Annotated in this window: 16 protein-coding genes; 14 read left to right on the top strand and 2 right to left on the bottom strand. The window is 65.6% G+C overall.

Translation table 11 applies throughout. From position 1 onward, the window contains the following. Positions 1-19 precede the first annotated feature (19 nt). The 14 genes from GOQ09_RS22380 to GOQ09_RS22445 all read left to right on the top strand — a co-directional run bounded on the left by GOQ09_RS22380 (position 20) and on the right by GOQ09_RS22445 (position 13,678). On the top strand, positions 20-205 hold the full coding sequence (locus GOQ09_RS22380) for a Flp family type IVb pilin (protein WP_157615840.1): 186 nt from the start codon (positions 20-22) through the stop codon (positions 203-205). A gap of 15 nt (positions 206-220) precedes the next feature. Beyond that, positions 221-721 carry an A24 family peptidase gene (locus GOQ09_RS22385; protein ID WP_157615841.1) on the top strand — a complete coding sequence of 167 codons (501 nt, stop codon included), beginning with the start codon at positions 221-223 and terminating at the stop codon, positions 719-721. A 65-nt stretch (positions 722-786) separates the two neighbouring features. Then, positions 787-1,782: a Flp pilus assembly protein CpaB gene (cpaB, locus tag GOQ09_RS22390; RefSeq protein WP_157615843.1), complete on the top strand. Its 996-nt coding sequence runs from the start codon at positions 787-789 to the stop codon at positions 1,780-1,782. Between the two features lie 48 nt (positions 1,783-1,830). Then, positions 1,831-3,198, top strand: coding sequence for a type II and III secretion system protein family protein (locus tag GOQ09_RS22395; protein ID WP_242630918.1), 1,368 nt, complete (start codon positions 1,831-1,833; stop codon positions 3,196-3,198). A 35-nt stretch (positions 3,199-3,233) separates the two neighbouring features. Next, positions 3,234-4,529, top strand: a complete 1,296-nt coding sequence (locus GOQ09_RS22400; protein ID WP_157615845.1) for an AAA family ATPase — start codon at positions 3,234-3,236, stop codon at positions 4,527-4,529. A 9-nt stretch (positions 4,530-4,538) separates the two neighbouring features. Next, complete coding sequence (locus GOQ09_RS22405; protein WP_157615848.1) at positions 4,539-5,858, top strand: CpaF family protein; 1,320 nt, start codon at positions 4,539-4,541, stop codon at positions 5,856-5,858. Between the two features lies 1 nt (position 5,859). Further along, positions 5,860-6,849: a type II secretion system F family protein gene (locus tag GOQ09_RS22410; protein WP_242631151.1), complete on the top strand. Its 990-nt coding sequence runs from the start codon at positions 5,860-5,862 to the stop codon at positions 6,847-6,849. Continuing rightward, positions 6,846-7,811: a type II secretion system F family protein gene (locus tag GOQ09_RS22415; protein ID WP_157615852.1), complete on the top strand. Its 966-nt coding sequence runs from the start codon at positions 6,846-6,848 to the stop codon at positions 7,809-7,811. The genes GOQ09_RS22410 and GOQ09_RS22415 overlap by 4 nt, the downstream gene beginning before the upstream one ends. Next, positions 7,808-8,743: a tetratricopeptide repeat protein gene (locus GOQ09_RS22420; RefSeq protein ID WP_157615854.1), complete on the top strand. Its 936-nt coding sequence runs from the start codon at positions 7,808-7,810 to the stop codon at positions 8,741-8,743. The genes GOQ09_RS22415 and GOQ09_RS22420 overlap by 4 nt, the downstream gene beginning before the upstream one ends. Next, positions 8,740-9,129 (top strand): DUF3613 domain-containing protein, encoded by a 390-nt coding sequence (locus GOQ09_RS22425; protein ID WP_157615856.1) that lies wholly within the window; start codon positions 8,740-8,742, stop codon positions 9,127-9,129. Before GOQ09_RS22420 ends, GOQ09_RS22425 begins: the two co-directional genes overlap by 4 nt. A gap of 37 nt (positions 9,130-9,166) precedes the next feature. Continuing rightward, positions 9,167-9,652, top strand: a complete 486-nt coding sequence (locus GOQ09_RS22430) for a TadE/TadG family type IV pilus assembly protein (RefSeq protein ID WP_157615858.1) — start codon at positions 9,167-9,169, stop codon at positions 9,650-9,652. Between the two features lie 29 nt (positions 9,653-9,681). Then, a complete protein-coding gene (locus GOQ09_RS22435; RefSeq protein WP_242630919.1) occupies positions 9,682-10,137 on the top strand; it encodes a TadE/TadG family type IV pilus assembly protein in 456 nt (151 codons plus the stop codon). Positions 10,138-10,195: 58 nt separating this feature from the next. Further along, positions 10,196-12,229 carry a TadG family pilus assembly protein gene (locus GOQ09_RS22440; protein WP_157615862.1) on the top strand — a complete coding sequence of 678 codons (2,034 nt, stop codon included), beginning with the start codon at positions 10,196-10,198 and terminating at the stop codon, positions 12,227-12,229. A gap of 18 nt (positions 12,230-12,247) precedes the next feature. Further along, complete coding sequence (locus GOQ09_RS22445; RefSeq protein ID WP_157615864.1) at positions 12,248-13,678, top strand: sigma 54-interacting transcriptional regulator; 1,431 nt, start codon at positions 12,248-12,250, stop codon at positions 13,676-13,678. 15 nt (positions 13,679-13,693) lie between these two features. Here GOQ09_RS22445 and GOQ09_RS22450 read toward each other — a convergent pair whose 3' ends face one another. Together GOQ09_RS22450 and GOQ09_RS22455 are read right to left on the bottom strand one after the other, a co-directional pair. Next, the gene (locus GOQ09_RS22450) at positions 13,694-15,250 is read right to left on the bottom strand and encodes a TolC family protein (protein ID WP_157615866.1); all 1,557 of its coding nucleotides are present in this window, start codon (positions 15,248-15,250) and stop codon (positions 13,694-13,696) included. Beyond that, positions 15,247-16,563 carry an HlyD family type I secretion periplasmic adaptor subunit gene (locus tag GOQ09_RS22455; protein WP_157615868.1) on the bottom strand — a complete coding sequence of 439 codons (1,317 nt, stop codon included), beginning with the start codon at positions 16,561-16,563 and terminating at the stop codon, positions 15,247-15,249. Before GOQ09_RS22455 ends, GOQ09_RS22450 begins: the two co-directional genes overlap by 4 nt. Positions 16,564-16,569 lie beyond the last annotated feature (6 nt).

Below are 16,569 nucleotides of genomic sequence, written 5' to 3' on the forward strand. Positions count from 1 at the left end.
CTTTCAAAAGGGGTAAATCATGCTCAATTCAATTAATCGTTTTCTGCGTGACGAAGAAGGTGCAACCGCAATTGAATATGGAATCATTGCAGGACTGATTTCGGTAGTGATGATCACGGCCATTACCGGGGACGGTGGAATCGGCAAAAGCTTGGAAACCATTTGGGGGGACATTAAATCCTCCATTGCCACCGCCGCCGCTTGAGGCATGTGAAAAGCAATGGCGTCAGCCTATTTGGTCTGGTTGCTCTTCATTGCCGTCTATGACTTCAGGCAGCGCCGCGTTCCCAACCGGCTTGTGCTTGCAGGCGCTTTCCTGGCTCTTGCGGCACTGGCAACGGGAATGGCTCCCATCGAGCAAGACTGGACTGCCGCCCTGCTCGGCGCAGGCGCCGGCTTCGGCTTTCTGCTTCTTTTCTATGCACTCCGAGTCATGGGAGCCGGCGACGTGAAGTTCGCCGGAGCTCTCGGACTCTGGGTGGGCCTTTCTGCTTTGCCGGCCATATGGCTCATCGGCAGCCTGCTCGCCGGTCTTCACGCCGCGCTTTGGCTCGCTCTTCAGCGCTGGCCCGTTTTTCCCCGGCTTTCGCTGGTGCTTTTCGGGCCATCGTCTTCGCCGGAGGGCCAGCCCACGTCCACCCGGATTCGATTTATTCCTTATGCGGCCTACCTCGCGCTGGCCGCCGCGGTGTGGATGGTTTGGGGTCGACAGGGTAGCTAGCCGCCCCGTCACCACGAGTTGTTCATCGATGACTCTCGAATGGCCCCTTCCTTGACCTGCCGCACATGATCAATCTCACCAAAATCGTCGCCGCCATCCTCGTGCTCCTGGCCCTTGCGCTCGGCGGCTATGCATGGCTGCTCAGCCGGCAGCCGCCACGGCCGGTTGCGGTCGCCGCCTCCACCGTCGCCCCGGCAAAGGCGGCTCAGGCGCAAACGTTCAGGGTGGTCGTGGCGTCCAAGCCGCTGCCCGCGGGCCGCGTGATACCCGCCGATGCGCTTCGCGTCGAACGCCTCACGATCAATCCTGCAGGCGCTTTCCAGGAGGCGGCGCAGCTCGCGGGCCGAGTGCCCGTCATCGACCTGGGCGAGGGCACGCCGCTGGTTGAAGGCCAACTGGTTTCCGGCCTGGCCTTGCGCGTCGGCGAAGGCGAACGCGCGGTCGCCATCAAGGCCGACGAGGTCATGGGCGTGGGCAACAAAGTACGGCCCGGCGACTTCGTCGATGTCTTCCTCATGCTCAAGTCCGACGGCAAGGACATCGACCGCAGCCAGGCGCGCCTGCTCCTGTCGCGGAAACGGGTGCTGGCCTACGGCGGCGCCTCCATTGATGGAATGCCTTCCGGAATGGACAAGAACGGCGCAGCCCAGCAGCAGGCCCAGCGCGCCGAGGCAGCCCGCACCGCGGTGCTCGCCGTGCCCGTGGACGACATCAACCGGCTGACGCTCGCCGAGAACAGCGGCCGCCTGCTTCTGGCGCTACGCAATCCCACCGATATGTCGGAACCCGACCCGAAGCTTTTTGCCGAACTGCCCACGGCTCTGCAGCCGGTGGCGCAAAAAGCCGGCGAGGCCCGCAGGCCGCCGCTCGAAGGCCTGGACCGGGCCCAAGCCGGTTTGACCGCCGCCGACTTCGTGACAGGCGGCAAGCCGGGCAACTCGCGAATACCAGCCGTTGCCGCCGCAGCCCCCGCAAATCCCCCGGCCCGCACGGGCGGTTCCCGCGGCGGACTGCAGGTCGAGGTCATTCGCGGCGACCGCAGCGAAACCATCAACTACTGATCAGCAACCAGTGGCACGCACATGCACGCCACCCAGGAAACGAACACCATGACGATCGCCCCTTGTGCGAAAACAACCGGCACGGCGCGCTCCATGCGCCCGACCCTTGCGGTGCTGTGCCTGCTGGCCTCGGGCGTCTGGCCGGTGGCGCCCGCAACGGCGGCCGAGGCAGAGGCGGCGCCTGTGCGCGCGGCGCTTCAACTGCGCATCGATGCCGGCACGCAAAAGGAACTGCTGATCGGCAAGGGCATCGAGCGCATGGCCATTGCGGACGAAACCGTGGCGGGCGTTGCGCTCACCCGCCAGTCGCCCAGCTCGCCGGCGGCGCGCCTCATCGTCACCGGCAAGGCGGCGGGCCGCACGACGCTCATGGTCTGGGAAAAGGGCCAGGCCAACGCCATCGTCTATGCGCTCGAAGTACGGCGCCGCACCTCCACGCTCAATGGCTCGCTCAACAGCATGGAGGCGCACCAGGAGGCGCGCGATGCGGCCATGTCGTCCGGCGGAGAAAAGTCGGCGCTGATCGATCGCTCCGTGGTCAATGTGCGCAGCAACACGGTGCAGGTCGAGGTCAAGATCGTCGAGTTCAACCGCAGCGTGCTCAAGCAGGCCGGCCTCAACATCTTCAGCACGCGCGCCAACTCCAACGGCTTCAGCTTCGGTGTGTTCACGCCGTCGTCGCTGCGTTCGGCCTCGTTCGCTCCGGACGGTTCGCTCAGCGGCGAACACAACAACCCGCTCGCGCAGGCATTCAGCCTGCTGTTCAATTTCGGCAAGGCCGGCATCGGCCTGAACGTGGGTTTTCTCGAGGGCAACGGCATGGCCCGCGTGCTCGCCGAACCCACGCTGGTGGCACTGTCGGGCCAGAGCGCAAGCTTTCTGGCGGGCGGCGAACTGCCCGTGCCGGCGCCTCAGGGCCTGGGCACCACGAGCATTGAATACAAGGCTTTCGGCATCGGCCTCACCCTCACTCCCACTGTGCTGTCGAACGACCGCATCGTGCTCAAGGTTGCGCCCGAGGCCAGCGACCTGGACTACACCAACTCGCTCAGCATCGGCGGCGTGGCCGTGCCCGCCATCAGCACGCGGCGCGCCGACACCACGGTGGAACTTGGCGACGGCGAGAGCTTCATCATCGGCGGCCTCGTGAGCCGCACCACCACGTCGAACGCCGACAAGGTTCCGCTGCTCGGCGACATCCCGGTGCTCGGAACCTTCTTCAAGCAGAACAAGTACCAGATGAGCGAGAAGGAACTGGTGATCCTCGTCACGCCGCACCTGGTGAAGCCCATTGCGCGCGGCACCGATCTCGCCCCGTACCTGCCTGGCGGCGCCGAGCAGCGCGACGGCCCCGTGTGGCGCGCTCACCTTCTTGGGCCCGCTTCGGGCACCACTGTTCCGGGCTTCTCACGTTGACTGAAACAAACCCCACAGATCCGTTGGCAGACGCCATGAACGCTCCCCGCGACAGCCTTCCAGAGACCGGTGCGGAGACCTATCTCTTCGCATCGCCCAACAGCGGCCACATCAACTGGCTGACAGACGCACTCGCGCGGCTGGGCACGGTGGTGAACCTTCCCGCCGAGGCCAAGTCGCTGGACGAGCGCATGACCTTGCTCGGTCCCGCCGCGGTTTTTCTGGATTTTTCGGGCGACCACGCCGCGGCTGCAAGCGAGCTCCACCAGCGCCTCAAGCGCGAATGGCCGACGCTGCTGGTGCTGGCCACGGGCGTTTCAGCCGAGCCGGCTTCCATGCTGGCTGCCTTGCGCGCCGGCGTGGACGACTTCGTGGACATGGCCGCGCCGCCGGCGGATGCGGTCAACACGCTGCGCAAGCTGCTCGATCGCCAGAGCAGCCTGCCGGGCCGCACGCGCGGACGCACGCTGGCGCTGCTGGGCGCCCGTGCCGGCATTGGCGTGACCACGCTCGCGGCCAGCCTGTCGCTCGTGCTCAAGGACCAGCTGTGCCAGGCCGGCGCCATGCCCCGGGGCGGCCGCAACACGCGCGGCGGCGTCGCGTTGCTCGACCTCGGGCTTCCGGCGCGAGACGGTCTCCTTTACCTCGACACGCAAAGCGGCTTCAGCTTTGTCGACGGCGTGCGCAACCTGCGCCGCCTCGACCAGACGCTGCTGCACACGGCGCTGGCCCACCACGCGAGCGGCGTGGCCGTGCTCCCGTTGCCTGCGAGCCTTGCGCAGGTGCGCGAGATCTCGCACGCAGATTCGGTGGCGCTGATCAAGCGGCTCGGCGATTTCTTCGACTTCCAGATCGCCGACCTGGGGGGCTTTTCGACCCTCGACTTCGTCGCCCAAACGGTGAAGGCGGCGCCGCGCAGCTGGGTCGTGTGCGACCAGAGCATCGGCGCGATCGTTTCGACGGCGACCATGCTCAAGGAACTGCGCACGCGCGGGGTGGAAACCGAGCGGCTGTCGCTCGTGGTCAACAAGTTCGACAACCACGTGGGCCTGTCTGCCAAGGACATCGCCGAGCGGCTCGAGCTGCCGCTGCACCACGTTGTGCCGGCGCGCAGCACGCAACTGCTGGCGGCGGCAAGCCGCGGCGAAATGCTGGTGCGCACCGCGCGCAGCGACGCCTATTCGCAAGCCGTGGCCGAACTGGCGCGCGGCCTGCACCAGGAATTCATGTCCGGCACAGGCCAGCCGCCGGCCAGGGAATCCAGATGGGCCGCGCGAATGCCGCGGGTGCCGCGACTTGCCGGCTTCTGGAAAAGCTCTAGTGAAGGTTGAACCGCCCTTATGTCCAACGATCTCGAATTCGCCGACGACGACCAGGCGTTCATCAACTCCCAGCAGTTCCAGGACATCAAGAGCTGGACGCACGACCATCTGCTGAGCCGCATCGAAGAGCTCGGCGCAGAGTTCGGCCGCTGGTCGCGTGCATCCATCCAGCAGTTCGTCGAACTGGAGGTCGACAGTTTCGTGCGGCTGCGCCGTGTGCCGATCAACGACCGCGAGATGCAGCTCATCTCCGACGCGCTGACCAAGGAGCTTGCGGGCTTCGGACCGCTGGAAGACCTGCTCAACGATCCGGCCGTCGAAGACATCCTGATCAACGGCTACCAGAACGTGTACGTGTCGCGCCACGGCATGCTCGAGCGCGAGACGGTGCGCTTTGCCGATGCCGAGCACGTGATGCGCATCGTGCGCCGCATCCTCGCGCCGCTCGGCCGGCGGCTGGACGAATCCAATCCGATGGTCGATGCGCGCCTGCCGGACGGCGGTCGCATCAACGTGATCATCGAGCCGCTCGCGATCGACGGGCTCTCGGTTTCCATTCGCAAGTTCCGCAAGGAACCGCTCACGCCGGCCGACATGGTGAAGCTCGGCACCTTCGACGCGGGCATGGCGCAGCTGCTGGAGATTGCGGTTCGCGCACGCTGCAACATTCTTGTGAGCGGCGGCACCAGTTCGGGCAAGACCTCGCTGCTGAATGCGCTGGCCACCTTCATCCCGCCGCGAGAGCGCGTCATCACCATCGAAGACACGGCGGAGCTTTCGCTCGGCACCAGCCACGTGGTGCGCCTCGAGAGCCGCCCGGGCGGATTCGACGGCACCGGCGTGGTGTCCATCCGCGACCTGCTGCGCAACAGCCTGCGCATGCGGCCCGACCGCATCATCGTGGGCGAGGTGCGCGGTGCCGAAGTGATCGAGATGATGCAGGCGATGAACACGGGCCACGAAGGCTCGATGGGCACCATCCACGCCAGCTCGCCGCGCGAATGCCTGTATCGCCTTGAAATGCTCGCGGGCTTTGCGGGCTACCAGGGCAGCGAAGTGAGCCTGCGCCGGCAGATTGCCAATGCCATCGATTTCATCGTGCAGATCGGCCGCCTTTCGAACGGGCAGCGCCGCATCCTCTCGCTGAGCGAAGTCACGGGCGTCAACGACAACGTGGTGGCCATGCAGGAGCTCTACCGCTACGAGCCCATCACGTCGCCCGACGGCGAGGAGCGCGACCGCTGGATATCGCTGGGCATTGCGCCGCATTCACCCAAGATCACGCGCTTCAGGCAGTCGCTGACACGCGCGCAGCAGGGAGACAACAGCCGTGCGTGAAATGCTGCTCGCCGTGGCCTGCCTTGCGCTGCTGTTCGCAGCCGCGGGGTTGCTGCTGTGGCAATGGGCCAAGGGCCGCCAGGCACGCCAGGCCGCGGCGCGGCACCTGAACCAGCAGATCCAGGCCAGTACGGCCGCGGGCACACCGGTGCCGATGCCCATCCCGCTGCGCGACCCGGCCAATGACAACCTCATGGCGGGCGTGACCTCGGACCCATGGCTCAACGCCGACGCAGGCACTCCGGCCGCCGCACCCGCAGGGTTGCTTGAAAAGGCCCTGCCCGAATGGCTCATAGGCGTGGTTGCTCCGCGCACGGCCGCATTGGGGCTGGCCGTCATCGTGGCGGCGGCCGCACTCGCCGGCCTGCTTGCCGGCTGGGTGTCGGGCCTGAGCGCGCTCGCGCTCTTGGTTCTTCTTGCAGCCTTCGGGGTCTGGCTGCGGCTGCAGAAATTCCGCCGCAAGCTCGTGAGCCAGCTGCCCGCGTACATCGACGCGATGGTGCGGCTGATCACCATCGGCAACTCCACGCAGGCGGCGTTCCAGCTTGCGATTGCCACCACCGAGGCGCCGCTGCGCGGCCAGCTGGAGCGCTCGGCATCGCTGGTGCGCGCGGGCATGGATCTGGATCGCGCCCTGCACCAGACGGCCAGCAACGTGCGCATTGAGGAAATGTTCCTGTTGGCGTCCATCCTCGGGCTTGGCGTGCGCTACGGCGGACGCTCCGACCTGCTGCTGGAGCGCGTGGGCAACTTCATGCGCGATCGCGAGCAAGCCGAGCATGAGCTGCTCGCCCTGTCGTCCGAAACGCGGCTTTCCGCCTGGATTCTCGGGTTGCTGCCTGTGAGCGTGGGCGCCTTCTTCATTCTCACCAATCCCGGCTACTTCATGGGAATGTGGAACGACGGGACCGGCCGCATGATGGTCCTCTCAGCCGCAGGCTTTCAGCTGTTCGGTGCGGCGCTTCTCTACCGGCTGGCGAAACTCACATGACCTTCACCACCAACCAGCTGGCGATCATCAGCCTGGCGCTGCTGGCCCTGGGCCTGATGACCGGTGCCGGCGCGCTGATCGCGGCCGACTTGCGGCGCTCGCGCAGCGGCAAGGTCATCGGCCGCGCCATCCAGCAGGTCACCACGGCGCCGGTCGAATCCGCGGCGTCCGCCGGTGCGGCCGACGTGTTCAACGCCCCGGCAAAGCCGGACATCGAGTTGCCGTTTCACTGGCTCGACTCGCGCATCGGCCGCGCGCTCGTGGCCAACGAGGACCGCAACCTCATCGATCAATGCGGCTTTTCCTCGAAGCGGGCGCAGCTGGTGTTTCTGGTGACCCGCATCTTCTTCACGTTCCTTCTTCCCTTTGCCGCCTATGTGCTGTGGAGCGCCGGCCGTCCGCAGCGTACTGTCACCATCGTGCTTGCCGCCGCGTTCGTCATCGGCTTCATGGCGCCCAAGTGGGTGCTCGGCCGCATTGCCGCCAAGCGCCGCGAGCGGGTGAACCAGGAGCTGCCGCTGTTCATCGACCTGCTTCGCCTGCTGCAAGGCGTGGGGCTGAGCCTGGACCAGAGCCTGCAGATCATGGCCAGCGACTTCTCGCACGTGCTGCGCGTGCTCGGCTACGAGCTGACCTTTGCCAACAACCAGTACAGCCGAGGCCGCAGCCGCGAACATTCGCTGCAGCGCCTTGCAACCTTGCACAAGAACGAGAACCTCCGCGGGCTCGTGTCCTTGCTGGTGCAGGTCGACAAGCACGGCGGCGCCGTGCAGGAGCCGCTGCGCGTCTTCAGCGACCGGCTGCGCGAACACCGGCGTTCCGAAATGAAGGAACGCATCGGAAAGATCACCGTGAAGATGACCGCCGTGATGGTGACCACGTTGCTGCCGGCGCTGGTCATCGTTACTGCGGGGCCAGCCTTTCTTGCCATCTTCCGTTCACTGGGAGCCGCCGCCAAATGAAGCCACTCGACTTTTGCGCAAGCCCGCGCCCTGCTTGCCGCTTGCTGGCCATCGCCTGCGCCGCGGCCGCGGCCCTTGCCGTTGCCGGCTGCGCCGGCCCCAAGGACCAGTACGCCGCCAGCACCGATGCGCAGCAGCGCATGGCCGCCGAGGCCGCGGCGGACACCAAGGCCGGCGCGGCCGTGGACACGCAGGCCACCTATCTCAAGCTCGTCGAGCAGATGCAGAAGGAAGACCTGTGGTTTGCATCGCTCGCGCACATCGATGCGCTGGAACAGCGGTGGGGCGTGTCGCCCGAATCCACACGCACGCGCGCCGAGGCGCTGCGCCAGACCGGGCAGACCGCGGCTGCCGAAGCCGCCTACAAGCGCCTGTTGGCCACGCCACTGGCGAGCGCGGGCTACCGTGGACTGGGGCTCCTGGCGGGCATGCGCGGCAACTATGCCGAGGCGGTCCAGCTGCTTGCGCAAGCGCAGCGCCGCACCCCGACCGATGCGCTGCTGCTGAGCGATCTCGGCTATGCGCACCTGGGCGCCGGCCAGATCGAGGAAGCGCGGCTGCCGCTGATGCAGGCCCTGCAGTTGCGCCCTGACAGCACCCAGGCGCAAGCCAATCTCGCGCTCTATCTCGAAGTGACCAACCAGCCCGAGCGCGCGGCAGCGCTGATGGATGCCCACCGCATGCCCCAGCCGACACGCCTTGCCGTGCGCCAGGCCGCACTGCAGATGCGCGCCTCGGGCAAGCTGCCTGCACCGGTTGCTGCTGCCGCAGCGGCGGGAACTCGCATCGACGCTGCTGTGGCGCCCCTTGCGCTCAAGCCGTCCCGATGGACAGGCGCGGGCGGCATGAGAACCGCGAGCCAGACCAACCCTTCGGCCTCCGCACCTGAAGCGCCGCTTTCACTGAACTCGACCTCGCGAGGTACCCCATGAACCACCAGCTTGCCGAGCGGATCGCGTTGACAGCCGCACTCTTCTTCATGGCGACCGCAGTCTCGGCGCAAGCCGTGCCGCCGGCGTCGCAACCCGCGGAGGCGCTGAAAGCGCAGGAGGCGCGGGAGGTCGAAGCCGAGGCCGAGGCCGAAGAGTTCGAATCGCCGCCGCCGCTGCTCATGGGCGACGCGACGCAGAGCCTGCTCGCCTGGCAACGCAGCGGAGAAATCGCCTCGCGCACACCCCGGCCCATTGCCGGCAGCATCGCCAGCCGCAGCTATGAGCGCTACATCAAGAGCTTCGAGCATCCGATTCCCGAGCACCTTGGCTCCACGGTGTCCAAGTCGAAGGGCGGCGGTGGCGCCTCCTCTTCCGCAGGCCGATAGGCAAAACGCCGACCCTCGCCGCGCAAAGAGAACCACCATGGAAACACGCAACCACGCAAAGCCCGGACACGCCCAACACGGCGTGTACGCGATCGAGTTTGCGTTCGTGTTCCTGATCATCTTTGCGCTGCTGTACGCGGTGATTTGCTATGGCTTCTTGTTGACGATGCGCATGAGCCTGCAGAACGCGGCGGAAGACGGTGCGCGTGCGGGGCTGCGTTATCAAATCAACCTTGAAGCCAGAAAAACCAAGGCAAACGACATTGCCGTAGAGCGCAGCGACTGGCTGCCCGCGGGCCTGAAAGCGAACCGGAATGTCGAGGCAAGAATCTGCCTGGCTGGAACGGACGACTGCTCGCAGGCGGCGCCCCCTTGCGGCCCGGAATGGAACAACCGGTGCCAGGTGGTCGTGACCGTCGCCGTCAGTGGGATAGACACGCTGTTTCCCGCGTTCCCGAGCTTTGCTGTCCCCACCAGGATCGCGGGCCAGGCCAGCATGCTGCTCGACGGGAGGTCGTTGTGAAGTCCGGCCGGCTCAAGCTCGAACGGACCATGGCTCGCCGCCAGCGAGGCGTTGCCGCCATCGAGTTTGCACTCGTCTTCGGTGTTCTGTTCCTCGGCATCTATGGCCTCGTGACGTTCTGCGGCGTTCTCTACGTTCAGCAAGTCGTCTCTCGCGCGGCAGAAGACGGCGCGAGAGCTGCTCAGTCTTTCCGCAGCGACACGCCGGCCGTAGACCTGCAAACGAATGTTCGAACGGCGGTCTATCGGTCTCTGGCGCTCTCGACGATTACCCCCGCTTCCGCAGGCAGCGCGCCTTCTTCAAAAGAGACTTGGCTTCGGGCGAAGATGGCGTCCCCTGAAGTGACTGTTTCGCCTGGAGAAATCGCGGTGAAGGTGACATACCCCTACCGCGAAAACCCGCTGCTGCCGGCCGTTCCGCTGACCGGAAGCTGGATGCCCGAGCACCTGCTTGGCAAGGCCACGGCCGCCAGATCCTCGTCATAAACAGATGCGAACAATGCGCGCATTCAGTCGAAGAACAGCACGGCGGCAACGCGGGTCGGTGGTCATCACTTCGGTCATCGCGTTGAGCCTTGTGGTCATCGTGCTTGTCGGCGTTGAGTTGGGCTACATGTTCTTTCTGAAACGCGAGCTTCAGAAGACTGCCGATCTTGCTGCGCTGGCGGGTGCGCAGGCCTTGCTACCCGCAAGCTGCGGCGAGGCAACAACCGCAGCAGTTGCGAACGGCGGGCAAAACATGCCCCAACTGATGGCGCCGATCACAGCAGCAGAAGTCCAATGCGGCAACTGGGACCCGACCTTGCGCCCAGCGCCCCTTCACTTTGGCACACCCGAGAGCGGGCAGATCCTCAATGCCGTGCGCGTAACACTCACCAGGACCGCACCACCCCTGCTGCCGAATCTGCCGGGCAACCAGTCTTCTGCCATCAGCGTCGAAGCGCTCGCGGCCAAGAAACAGCCACTCGCTTCACTGAGTATCCGCAGCACGATCGCAGCCATCGACCCCCAGCGTTCGTCGATCTTGAACGCCCTCTTTGGCGGAATGCTCGGGGGTGCCGTCGATGTGTCTGTCGGCGGTTGGCAAGGTTTGCTCGACACCAATATCAAGCTGCTCGATTTCCTCGACCAGCTCAAGCTGGATCTCAACATCAATGCTGCCAACTACGACGAAGTGCTTGGCACCAATGTGAACGCCGGCATCCTTCTGCAGAGCATGATCACGGTCATGGAACGCGGGGGCACGAGCACCAGTATTGCGGTGCAGACGTTGCAGCAACTTCTGACAGCATCGGCCGGGTCGCCCCAGCCGCTCACCGTCGGTGAACTGCTGAACATTGCTACAGGCACGGAGGCCGCGGGATTGCAGTCCGACCTGCAGCTCTTTCAACTCGTTCAGGGTGTGGTGCAACTTGCGAATGGAAAGAACGCGCTGGCAGCCGATCTTCCGGTGAATGTTCCCGGGGTCGCCGGTATCACCGCCAAGGTTCGTGCGATCGAGCCACCGCAGGTTTCAGCGGTCGGGGATCCTTCCTTGATCGATGCAAGTCTGGGTGTGAACGATCCCAACAAGATTTATGTGCGGACGGCACAGATCAGAGTCCTGTTGTCTCTTAATCTAAGTGGACTGACTGATGTCGTCTCCAATATTGCATTGGCCGCCGTTCAGGCGTTGGCACCAATCATCGGGTTTCTTGAGAGCGTTTTAACTCTGAACCTGCAAGGCCTTGTCGTTGACCTTCTTCAAGCAGCGCTTGGCTGCGGGAATTTTTTGCAGCCTGCGTGTCCGCCGCAGAAGATCGTCTACACAACTGCACTGCAAAGTCCCATCGATATCAGCATAAGTGCCGGCAACGGCTCCGCTCTCATTACCGATCACGATTGTGGAACGGAGGACGCCAAGTCACTGGTTGTACAGGCAGACACGAACGTTGTCCGGCTACATGTTGGGAAAATTTCTAACGCATTTTCTACATCGCTGCCTGTCCATGCGGATCCAATTGAACTCCTTGAGATCGGTTATCGCGAAGCTAAGTTTGATACTTGTCCTCCCTTGGGCTTGGGCGAATGCCAGGGGAAAAAATGGAGGACCGTTAGCGGCGCTTATGTAGATGATGAAACGAGTGCCCAAAAAACCATCATCGCCGGCCTGGGACTAGCCATCAATCCACCGAGTAGCGGAGGAGGCGCGACTAGCAATACCCTGACTTATGCGGCACCGGCGGCTGCGAATTTGCCCGAGATTGACGCTCCACCTTACGATGGCGTCGGCCCTGATCCATCATTTCAGCCGATCAGCGAGCAGGCGCTAGTCCAGAGCCTAGGTTCTCAACTCGCTGGCATCGACACCAAGCCGTACAAGAGCGACACCACCGGCATCCTCGGACCGCTCCTCAACGGCACTTTGACCCTGGTGAGTGGCCTGCTCAACACCATACAGACCATCATCACGGATGCGCTCTTCCCATTGCTCGACCCCGCAGTCAACCTGCTTCTGGACTTGCTCGGCATCGATCTCGCGAAAGCCGAGGTCGGGGCTCGCCTTTCCTGCAACCGGGGTGCCGAGCTTGTCTATTGATATACGTATTCCCCTGCCATGAGCGCTCCTCCCAATTTCGACGAACTCGACCTCTTTGTCTGGGAAGGCAAGGCCGACATCCTCGACCGTATCGCGCGGTGCATGGCGAGCTTCGACGTGGAGGTGATCCGGGCCGACGGCATGCCGGCGCCGCAGCAGGAGCGCGGCACTGCGCTTCGGCCGTCGGTTGCCATCATCAGCGTCACGGTCATCGATAGCGGGGCGCTGGCCCATGCGACCGAATTGCTGCAGGGCATGCCGGTGATCTGGGTGGCGGCGGCTTCGCGCGAGCGCGACTCGCGCACTTACCCGCCGGAGTACCTGCACGTTCTGCCATATGACTTCACCTGTGCCGAGTTGCGCACCATGGTGGCAAAGCTGGTGCGGCAGCTGCGGGCGCGCGACGTGGCGCCGCAGGCGCCCGACGTGCTGGTGGCGCATTCGGACGCGATGAAATCACTGCTTGCCGAAGTGTCCGCCTTTGCCGATTGCAACCACAGCGTGCTGGTGCGCGGCGAAACAGGCGTAGGCAAGGAGCGCATTGCGCAGCAGCTGCACCTGGGGCACCAGCACTACAGCAAGGGCGCATTCGTGGCGGTGAACTGCGGCGCCATTCCCGACGGCCTGTTCGAGTCGCTTTTCTTCGGCCATACCAAGGGCTCGTTCACTGGCGCGGTGCATGCGCACCGCGGCTATTTCGAGCAGGCGACGGGCGGCACACTGTTTCTCGACGAGATCGGCGACCTGCCCAAGTACCAGCAGGTCAAGCTGCTGCGCGTGCTGGAAGACAACGCGGTCACGCGGCTGGGTGCCACGGCGCCGGTCCGGGTCGACTTTCGGCTGGTGGCCGCCACCAACCGCAACCTGCGCGAGATGGTCGCGAGCGGCGAGTTCCGCGCCGACCTGTTCTATCGGCTCGCGGTGATCGAGCTGCATGTGCCCAGCCTCGAAGAGCGCGGCGAGATCGACAAGATCGCGATCTTCAAGGCGCTGCTTGCCAATGTGCTGGGCGACGAGCTCGAGGCGCTGGGTGAAACGCCGCACTGGCTGAGCGATGCGGTGGCGGAAACGTACTTTCCCGGCAACGTGCGGCAGCTGCGCAACCTGGCCGAGCGGGTGGGCGTGATTGCGCGGCAGCTGCATGCATGGGACCAGAACCTGATCCAGCGCGCCATTGCACTGACGCGCGGCACGCCGACCCCCTCGCCCAACGCGGCAGACAGAAACGGCCACGGCGCAGGCGCCAACGGCGCGGCGCTCGACGCCAGCGGCGACCGCAAGGGATGGAACGGCAGCGAGCGCAACCGCATCATCGCGGCCCTGGAAATCAACGACTGGAAGCGCCAGGACACCGCGCAGCATCTGGGCATCAGCCGCAAGGTGCTGTGGGAAAAGATGCGCAAGTATCAAATCCTGGACGGAGAGCCAGGCATCCCCGAGGACGCCTGAGCCCTTCTCCGCCCCTCAGCGCTCCGCCAGGCGGGCGCTCCGGCGCAGCGGCGGGTTTGCCGCTGCCGCGGCGGCGCCGCGATCGACAACGGGTTCGCTGGCGCAGCTTGCGTTGCTCGAAATGCACAGCGCGGTGAGCAGGCCGTCCTCGCTCAGCGCCGGCGGGCTCGGCGGGCCGAAGATGCGGTCGATCCACGCGTTGCTGGCTTCGGGGTCGATGCGCAGTTCGCCGGTGGTGCGCGCCAGGCGCAGCTCCGAAATGCGCAGGTCGAACACGGCATCGACATAGTCGAACAGCAGGTTGTAGTAGTCGAGCTGCGCGTCGAGCACGGCGGGCAAAGTCTCGCGCCCGAACTCCATCAGGCGGCGCCGGCCGCGGAAGGCCTGGCCCGATGTGCTGACGGCCTCCATCAGCTGGCGCTCGCGCTCTCGGCCCGACACAGTGCGCGCCCATGAGGCCGATGTGAGCTCCAGCAGATTCAGCTTCACGCCTTCGAGCTTGGCTTCCTGGTTGGCAACCTCGGCCAGCGCGGACTTCAGGCGCAACTGGCGGTCGAAGCCATTGCCGAAGTTCCAGTTCAGCTCGAAGGCCGCGCGCGTCGGGTCTTGCGGCGACACGCCGCGCGGGTCCTTGCTTTTCACGAACACCGCGTCCACGGTCGGGTAGATGCTGGCCTCCTGCTGGTCGACGAGCGCCTGGGCCCGTGCGACGCGGCCCTTGGCTTCGGCAATTTCGGTGCTGCGCTCCTCGGCGCGGCGCAGGGCTTCTTCATGCGAAGCGATGCGCCAGAACGTGGGTGCCGCGAGCACGGGCAGCGAATCGGTATTGGGCGTGAACTTGAAGTAGGTGTTGAACTTGGCCACCGCCTCATCACGCTGCGCCTGAAAGTCGGATTCGCGCGCGGCTACGCTGGCGCGGCGCGCGGCCGCCATGTTCAGGTCGTTCTCGCCCGCGGCGCCGAGCGCAACGCGCCGGGCCTCGGCCTTCGACAGCTCGGCCACCACCTCGGTGGACTTGCGTGCGATCTGCTTCTTCAGGTCGAAGCGCTGCACCTGCAGGTAGGCGGTCAGCGCATCGAGCACCACCTTCTGCGACGTGGTCACCACCGCCTCGTCGTCCGCCTGGTTGCCGGCTTCGGCCGCGCGCACCGCGGCGCTCATGGCGCCGCCGTCGATCAGGCTCACGCGCGCCTCGGCGGTCAGCACGGTGTAGTTCTCGGTCTTGGCGTTGGCCGCACCGCTGTTGTAGTTGCCCGAGGCGGTGCCCATCTTGAAGCGCGGAAAGCGCGCCTTCTTGGCAGCGTCCACGCTGAAGCTGCTGGTGTTGGCGGCCGCCTGCGCAGTCTGCACTTCAGGGTATTCCTGCGAGAGCGCGACCAGCGCCTGCTTCACACGCTGGGCATAGCTTGCAGCGCCGATCGACGGGGTGGAAAGGCGGCGTGCCGGCACCAGCTGCGCGGGCGGCTCCTGCGCGAAGGCGGCGCCCGGCGGCAGCGCGAAGCTCGCGCACAGCGCTGCGCAGAGAACGCCGCGGCCCATGCGGCGCGGGCCTGCCGATTTGCTGCCCCTCATGGTTCGCGAAACGCTTCGCGCCGAAGCTTGAGCACGGGACGAAGGATGTACCAGATGAACGGATCGGTTCCCACCTTCAGGTCGACCTCGGACTCCATGCCGGCGGTGACCCGGTTGTCCTGGTGCCCCACATAGGCCTGCCCGGTGCCGACCAGGATGCGGTAGTAAGGCGCTGCATTGGCAACAGCCGGATCGCGGTCGGCATCGGCGGCCACCAGCGTGACCTTGCCGTCGATGGCGCCGTAGCGCAGGTAGTCGTAGGCGGTGATCTTCACGCGCGCCGCCTGCCCCACTTCGACAAAGCCGCGGTCGTTCGGATTCAGGCGCGCCTCGATCATGACCTCGTCCTTGTCGGGCACCACTTCCATGATGGCCTCGCCGGGCTTGATAACCCAGCCGGGGCTGGCGCTGCGCAGGCCCTTGACGATGCCGTCGGCGGGCGCCTTGACGATGGTGCGGGAGCGCTGGGTGCGCGCGCGCGCAAGGTCTTCGCTCAGGCTTGCGAACTGGCGTTCCACGGTGGCCAGTTCGTCGGAGGCGCGGCGCCGGAAGCGCCCTTCGGCCTCGGCCATCTTGGCCTGTGCCTCGGCAATGACCGCACTGGCGGAAATGGCGCCCTGGCGTGCCGCGGCCAGCTCGCTTCGCACCCCCTCGACCAGCCTGCGCTTTTCGAGCACCTCGACCTGCCCGACCAGTTTTTCGGCCAGCAGCTGCTCCGAAATTTCGAGTTCCTTCTGCATCAGCGCCAGGCGGTCGTTCAGGCCCTTGACCTTGGCCTGCTGTTCGAGCTCCTTGCTGCGCGCCTGTTCCAGCCCCGACACCGCGCCGGCCATCACGCCGCGCTGCTCGAGCGCGCGTGCTTCATACGCCCCGGTTTCGCCGTCGAGCACGCTCTCGTCGATGTCGGCCGCGAAACTCTCGCGCTTGAGCGGCTTGCCGCGGCTCTCGGCCATGAGGCGGATGCGGGTGGCTTGCGTGGCCGCGTGGCGCGCAGTGAGCTCCTCGAAATTAAGGCCGCTGCCGCCCAGGTCGATCTCGACCAGCGACTGGCCCTGCTTCACGCGGTCGCCTTCCTTCACCAGCACGTTGCTGACAATGCCGCCTTCCAGATGCTGGATCGACTTGACGCGGTCCGACGGAATCACGCGGCCGGGCGCCACCACCACCGTCTCCATCGGAAAGCCGAGGCCAACGACGGCCAGCACGGCCACCACGCCGCCGATCACCCACTGTCGGCGCCGGCCCTCCGGCGATGCATGCGCGGCGCGCTTGTGCTCTTCGTCCTGGAGTATCTGCGGCAGATCTGATTTCAAGTCGCG

The organism is Variovorax paradoxus, from assembly GCF_009755665.1.
In the GTDB taxonomy this organism is placed as follows: domain Bacteria; phylum Pseudomonadota; class Gammaproteobacteria; order Burkholderiales; family Burkholderiaceae_C; genus Variovorax; species Variovorax paradoxus_G.

Excerpts from the sequence above, each read along its gene's own strand:
- GOQ09_RS22380 (WP_157615840.1), top strand. The coding sequence starts at position 20 with ATGCTCAATTCAATTAATCGTTTTCTGCGTGACGAAGAAGGTGCAACC.
- GOQ09_RS22385 (WP_157615841.1), top strand. The coding sequence starts at position 221 with ATGGCGTCAGCCTATTTGGTCTGGTTGCTCTTCATTGCCGTCTATGAC.
- cpaB (WP_157615843.1), top strand. The coding sequence starts at position 787 with ATGATCAATCTCACCAAAATCGTCGCCGCCATCCTCGTGCTCCTGGCC.
- GOQ09_RS22395 (WP_242630918.1), top strand. The coding sequence starts at position 1,831 with ATGACGATCGCCCCTTGTGCGAAAACAACCGGCACGGCGCGCTCCATG.
- GOQ09_RS22400 (WP_157615845.1), top strand. The coding sequence starts at position 3,234 with ATGAACGCTCCCCGCGACAGCCTTCCAGAGACCGGTGCGGAGACCTAT.
- GOQ09_RS22405 (WP_157615848.1), top strand. The coding sequence starts at position 4,539 with ATGTCCAACGATCTCGAATTCGCCGACGACGACCAGGCGTTCATCAAC.
- GOQ09_RS22410 (WP_242631151.1), top strand. The coding sequence starts at position 5,860 with ATGCTGCTCGCCGTGGCCTGCCTTGCGCTGCTGTTCGCAGCCGCGGGG.
- GOQ09_RS22415 (WP_157615852.1), top strand. The coding sequence starts at position 6,846 with ATGACCTTCACCACCAACCAGCTGGCGATCATCAGCCTGGCGCTGCTG.
- GOQ09_RS22420 (WP_157615854.1), top strand. The coding sequence starts at position 7,808 with ATGAAGCCACTCGACTTTTGCGCAAGCCCGCGCCCTGCTTGCCGCTTG.
- GOQ09_RS22425 (WP_157615856.1), top strand. The coding sequence starts at position 8,740 with ATGAACCACCAGCTTGCCGAGCGGATCGCGTTGACAGCCGCACTCTTC.
- GOQ09_RS22430 (WP_157615858.1), top strand. The coding sequence starts at position 9,167 with ATGGAAACACGCAACCACGCAAAGCCCGGACACGCCCAACACGGCGTG.
- GOQ09_RS22435 (WP_242630919.1), top strand. The coding sequence starts at position 9,682 with ATGGCTCGCCGCCAGCGAGGCGTTGCCGCCATCGAGTTTGCACTCGTC.
- GOQ09_RS22445 (WP_157615864.1), top strand. The coding sequence starts at position 12,248 with ATGAGCGCTCCTCCCAATTTCGACGAACTCGACCTCTTTGTCTGGGAA.
- GOQ09_RS22450 (WP_157615866.1), bottom strand. The coding sequence starts at position 15,250 with ATGAGGGGCAGCAAATCGGCAGGCCCGCGCCGCATGGGCCGCGGCGTT.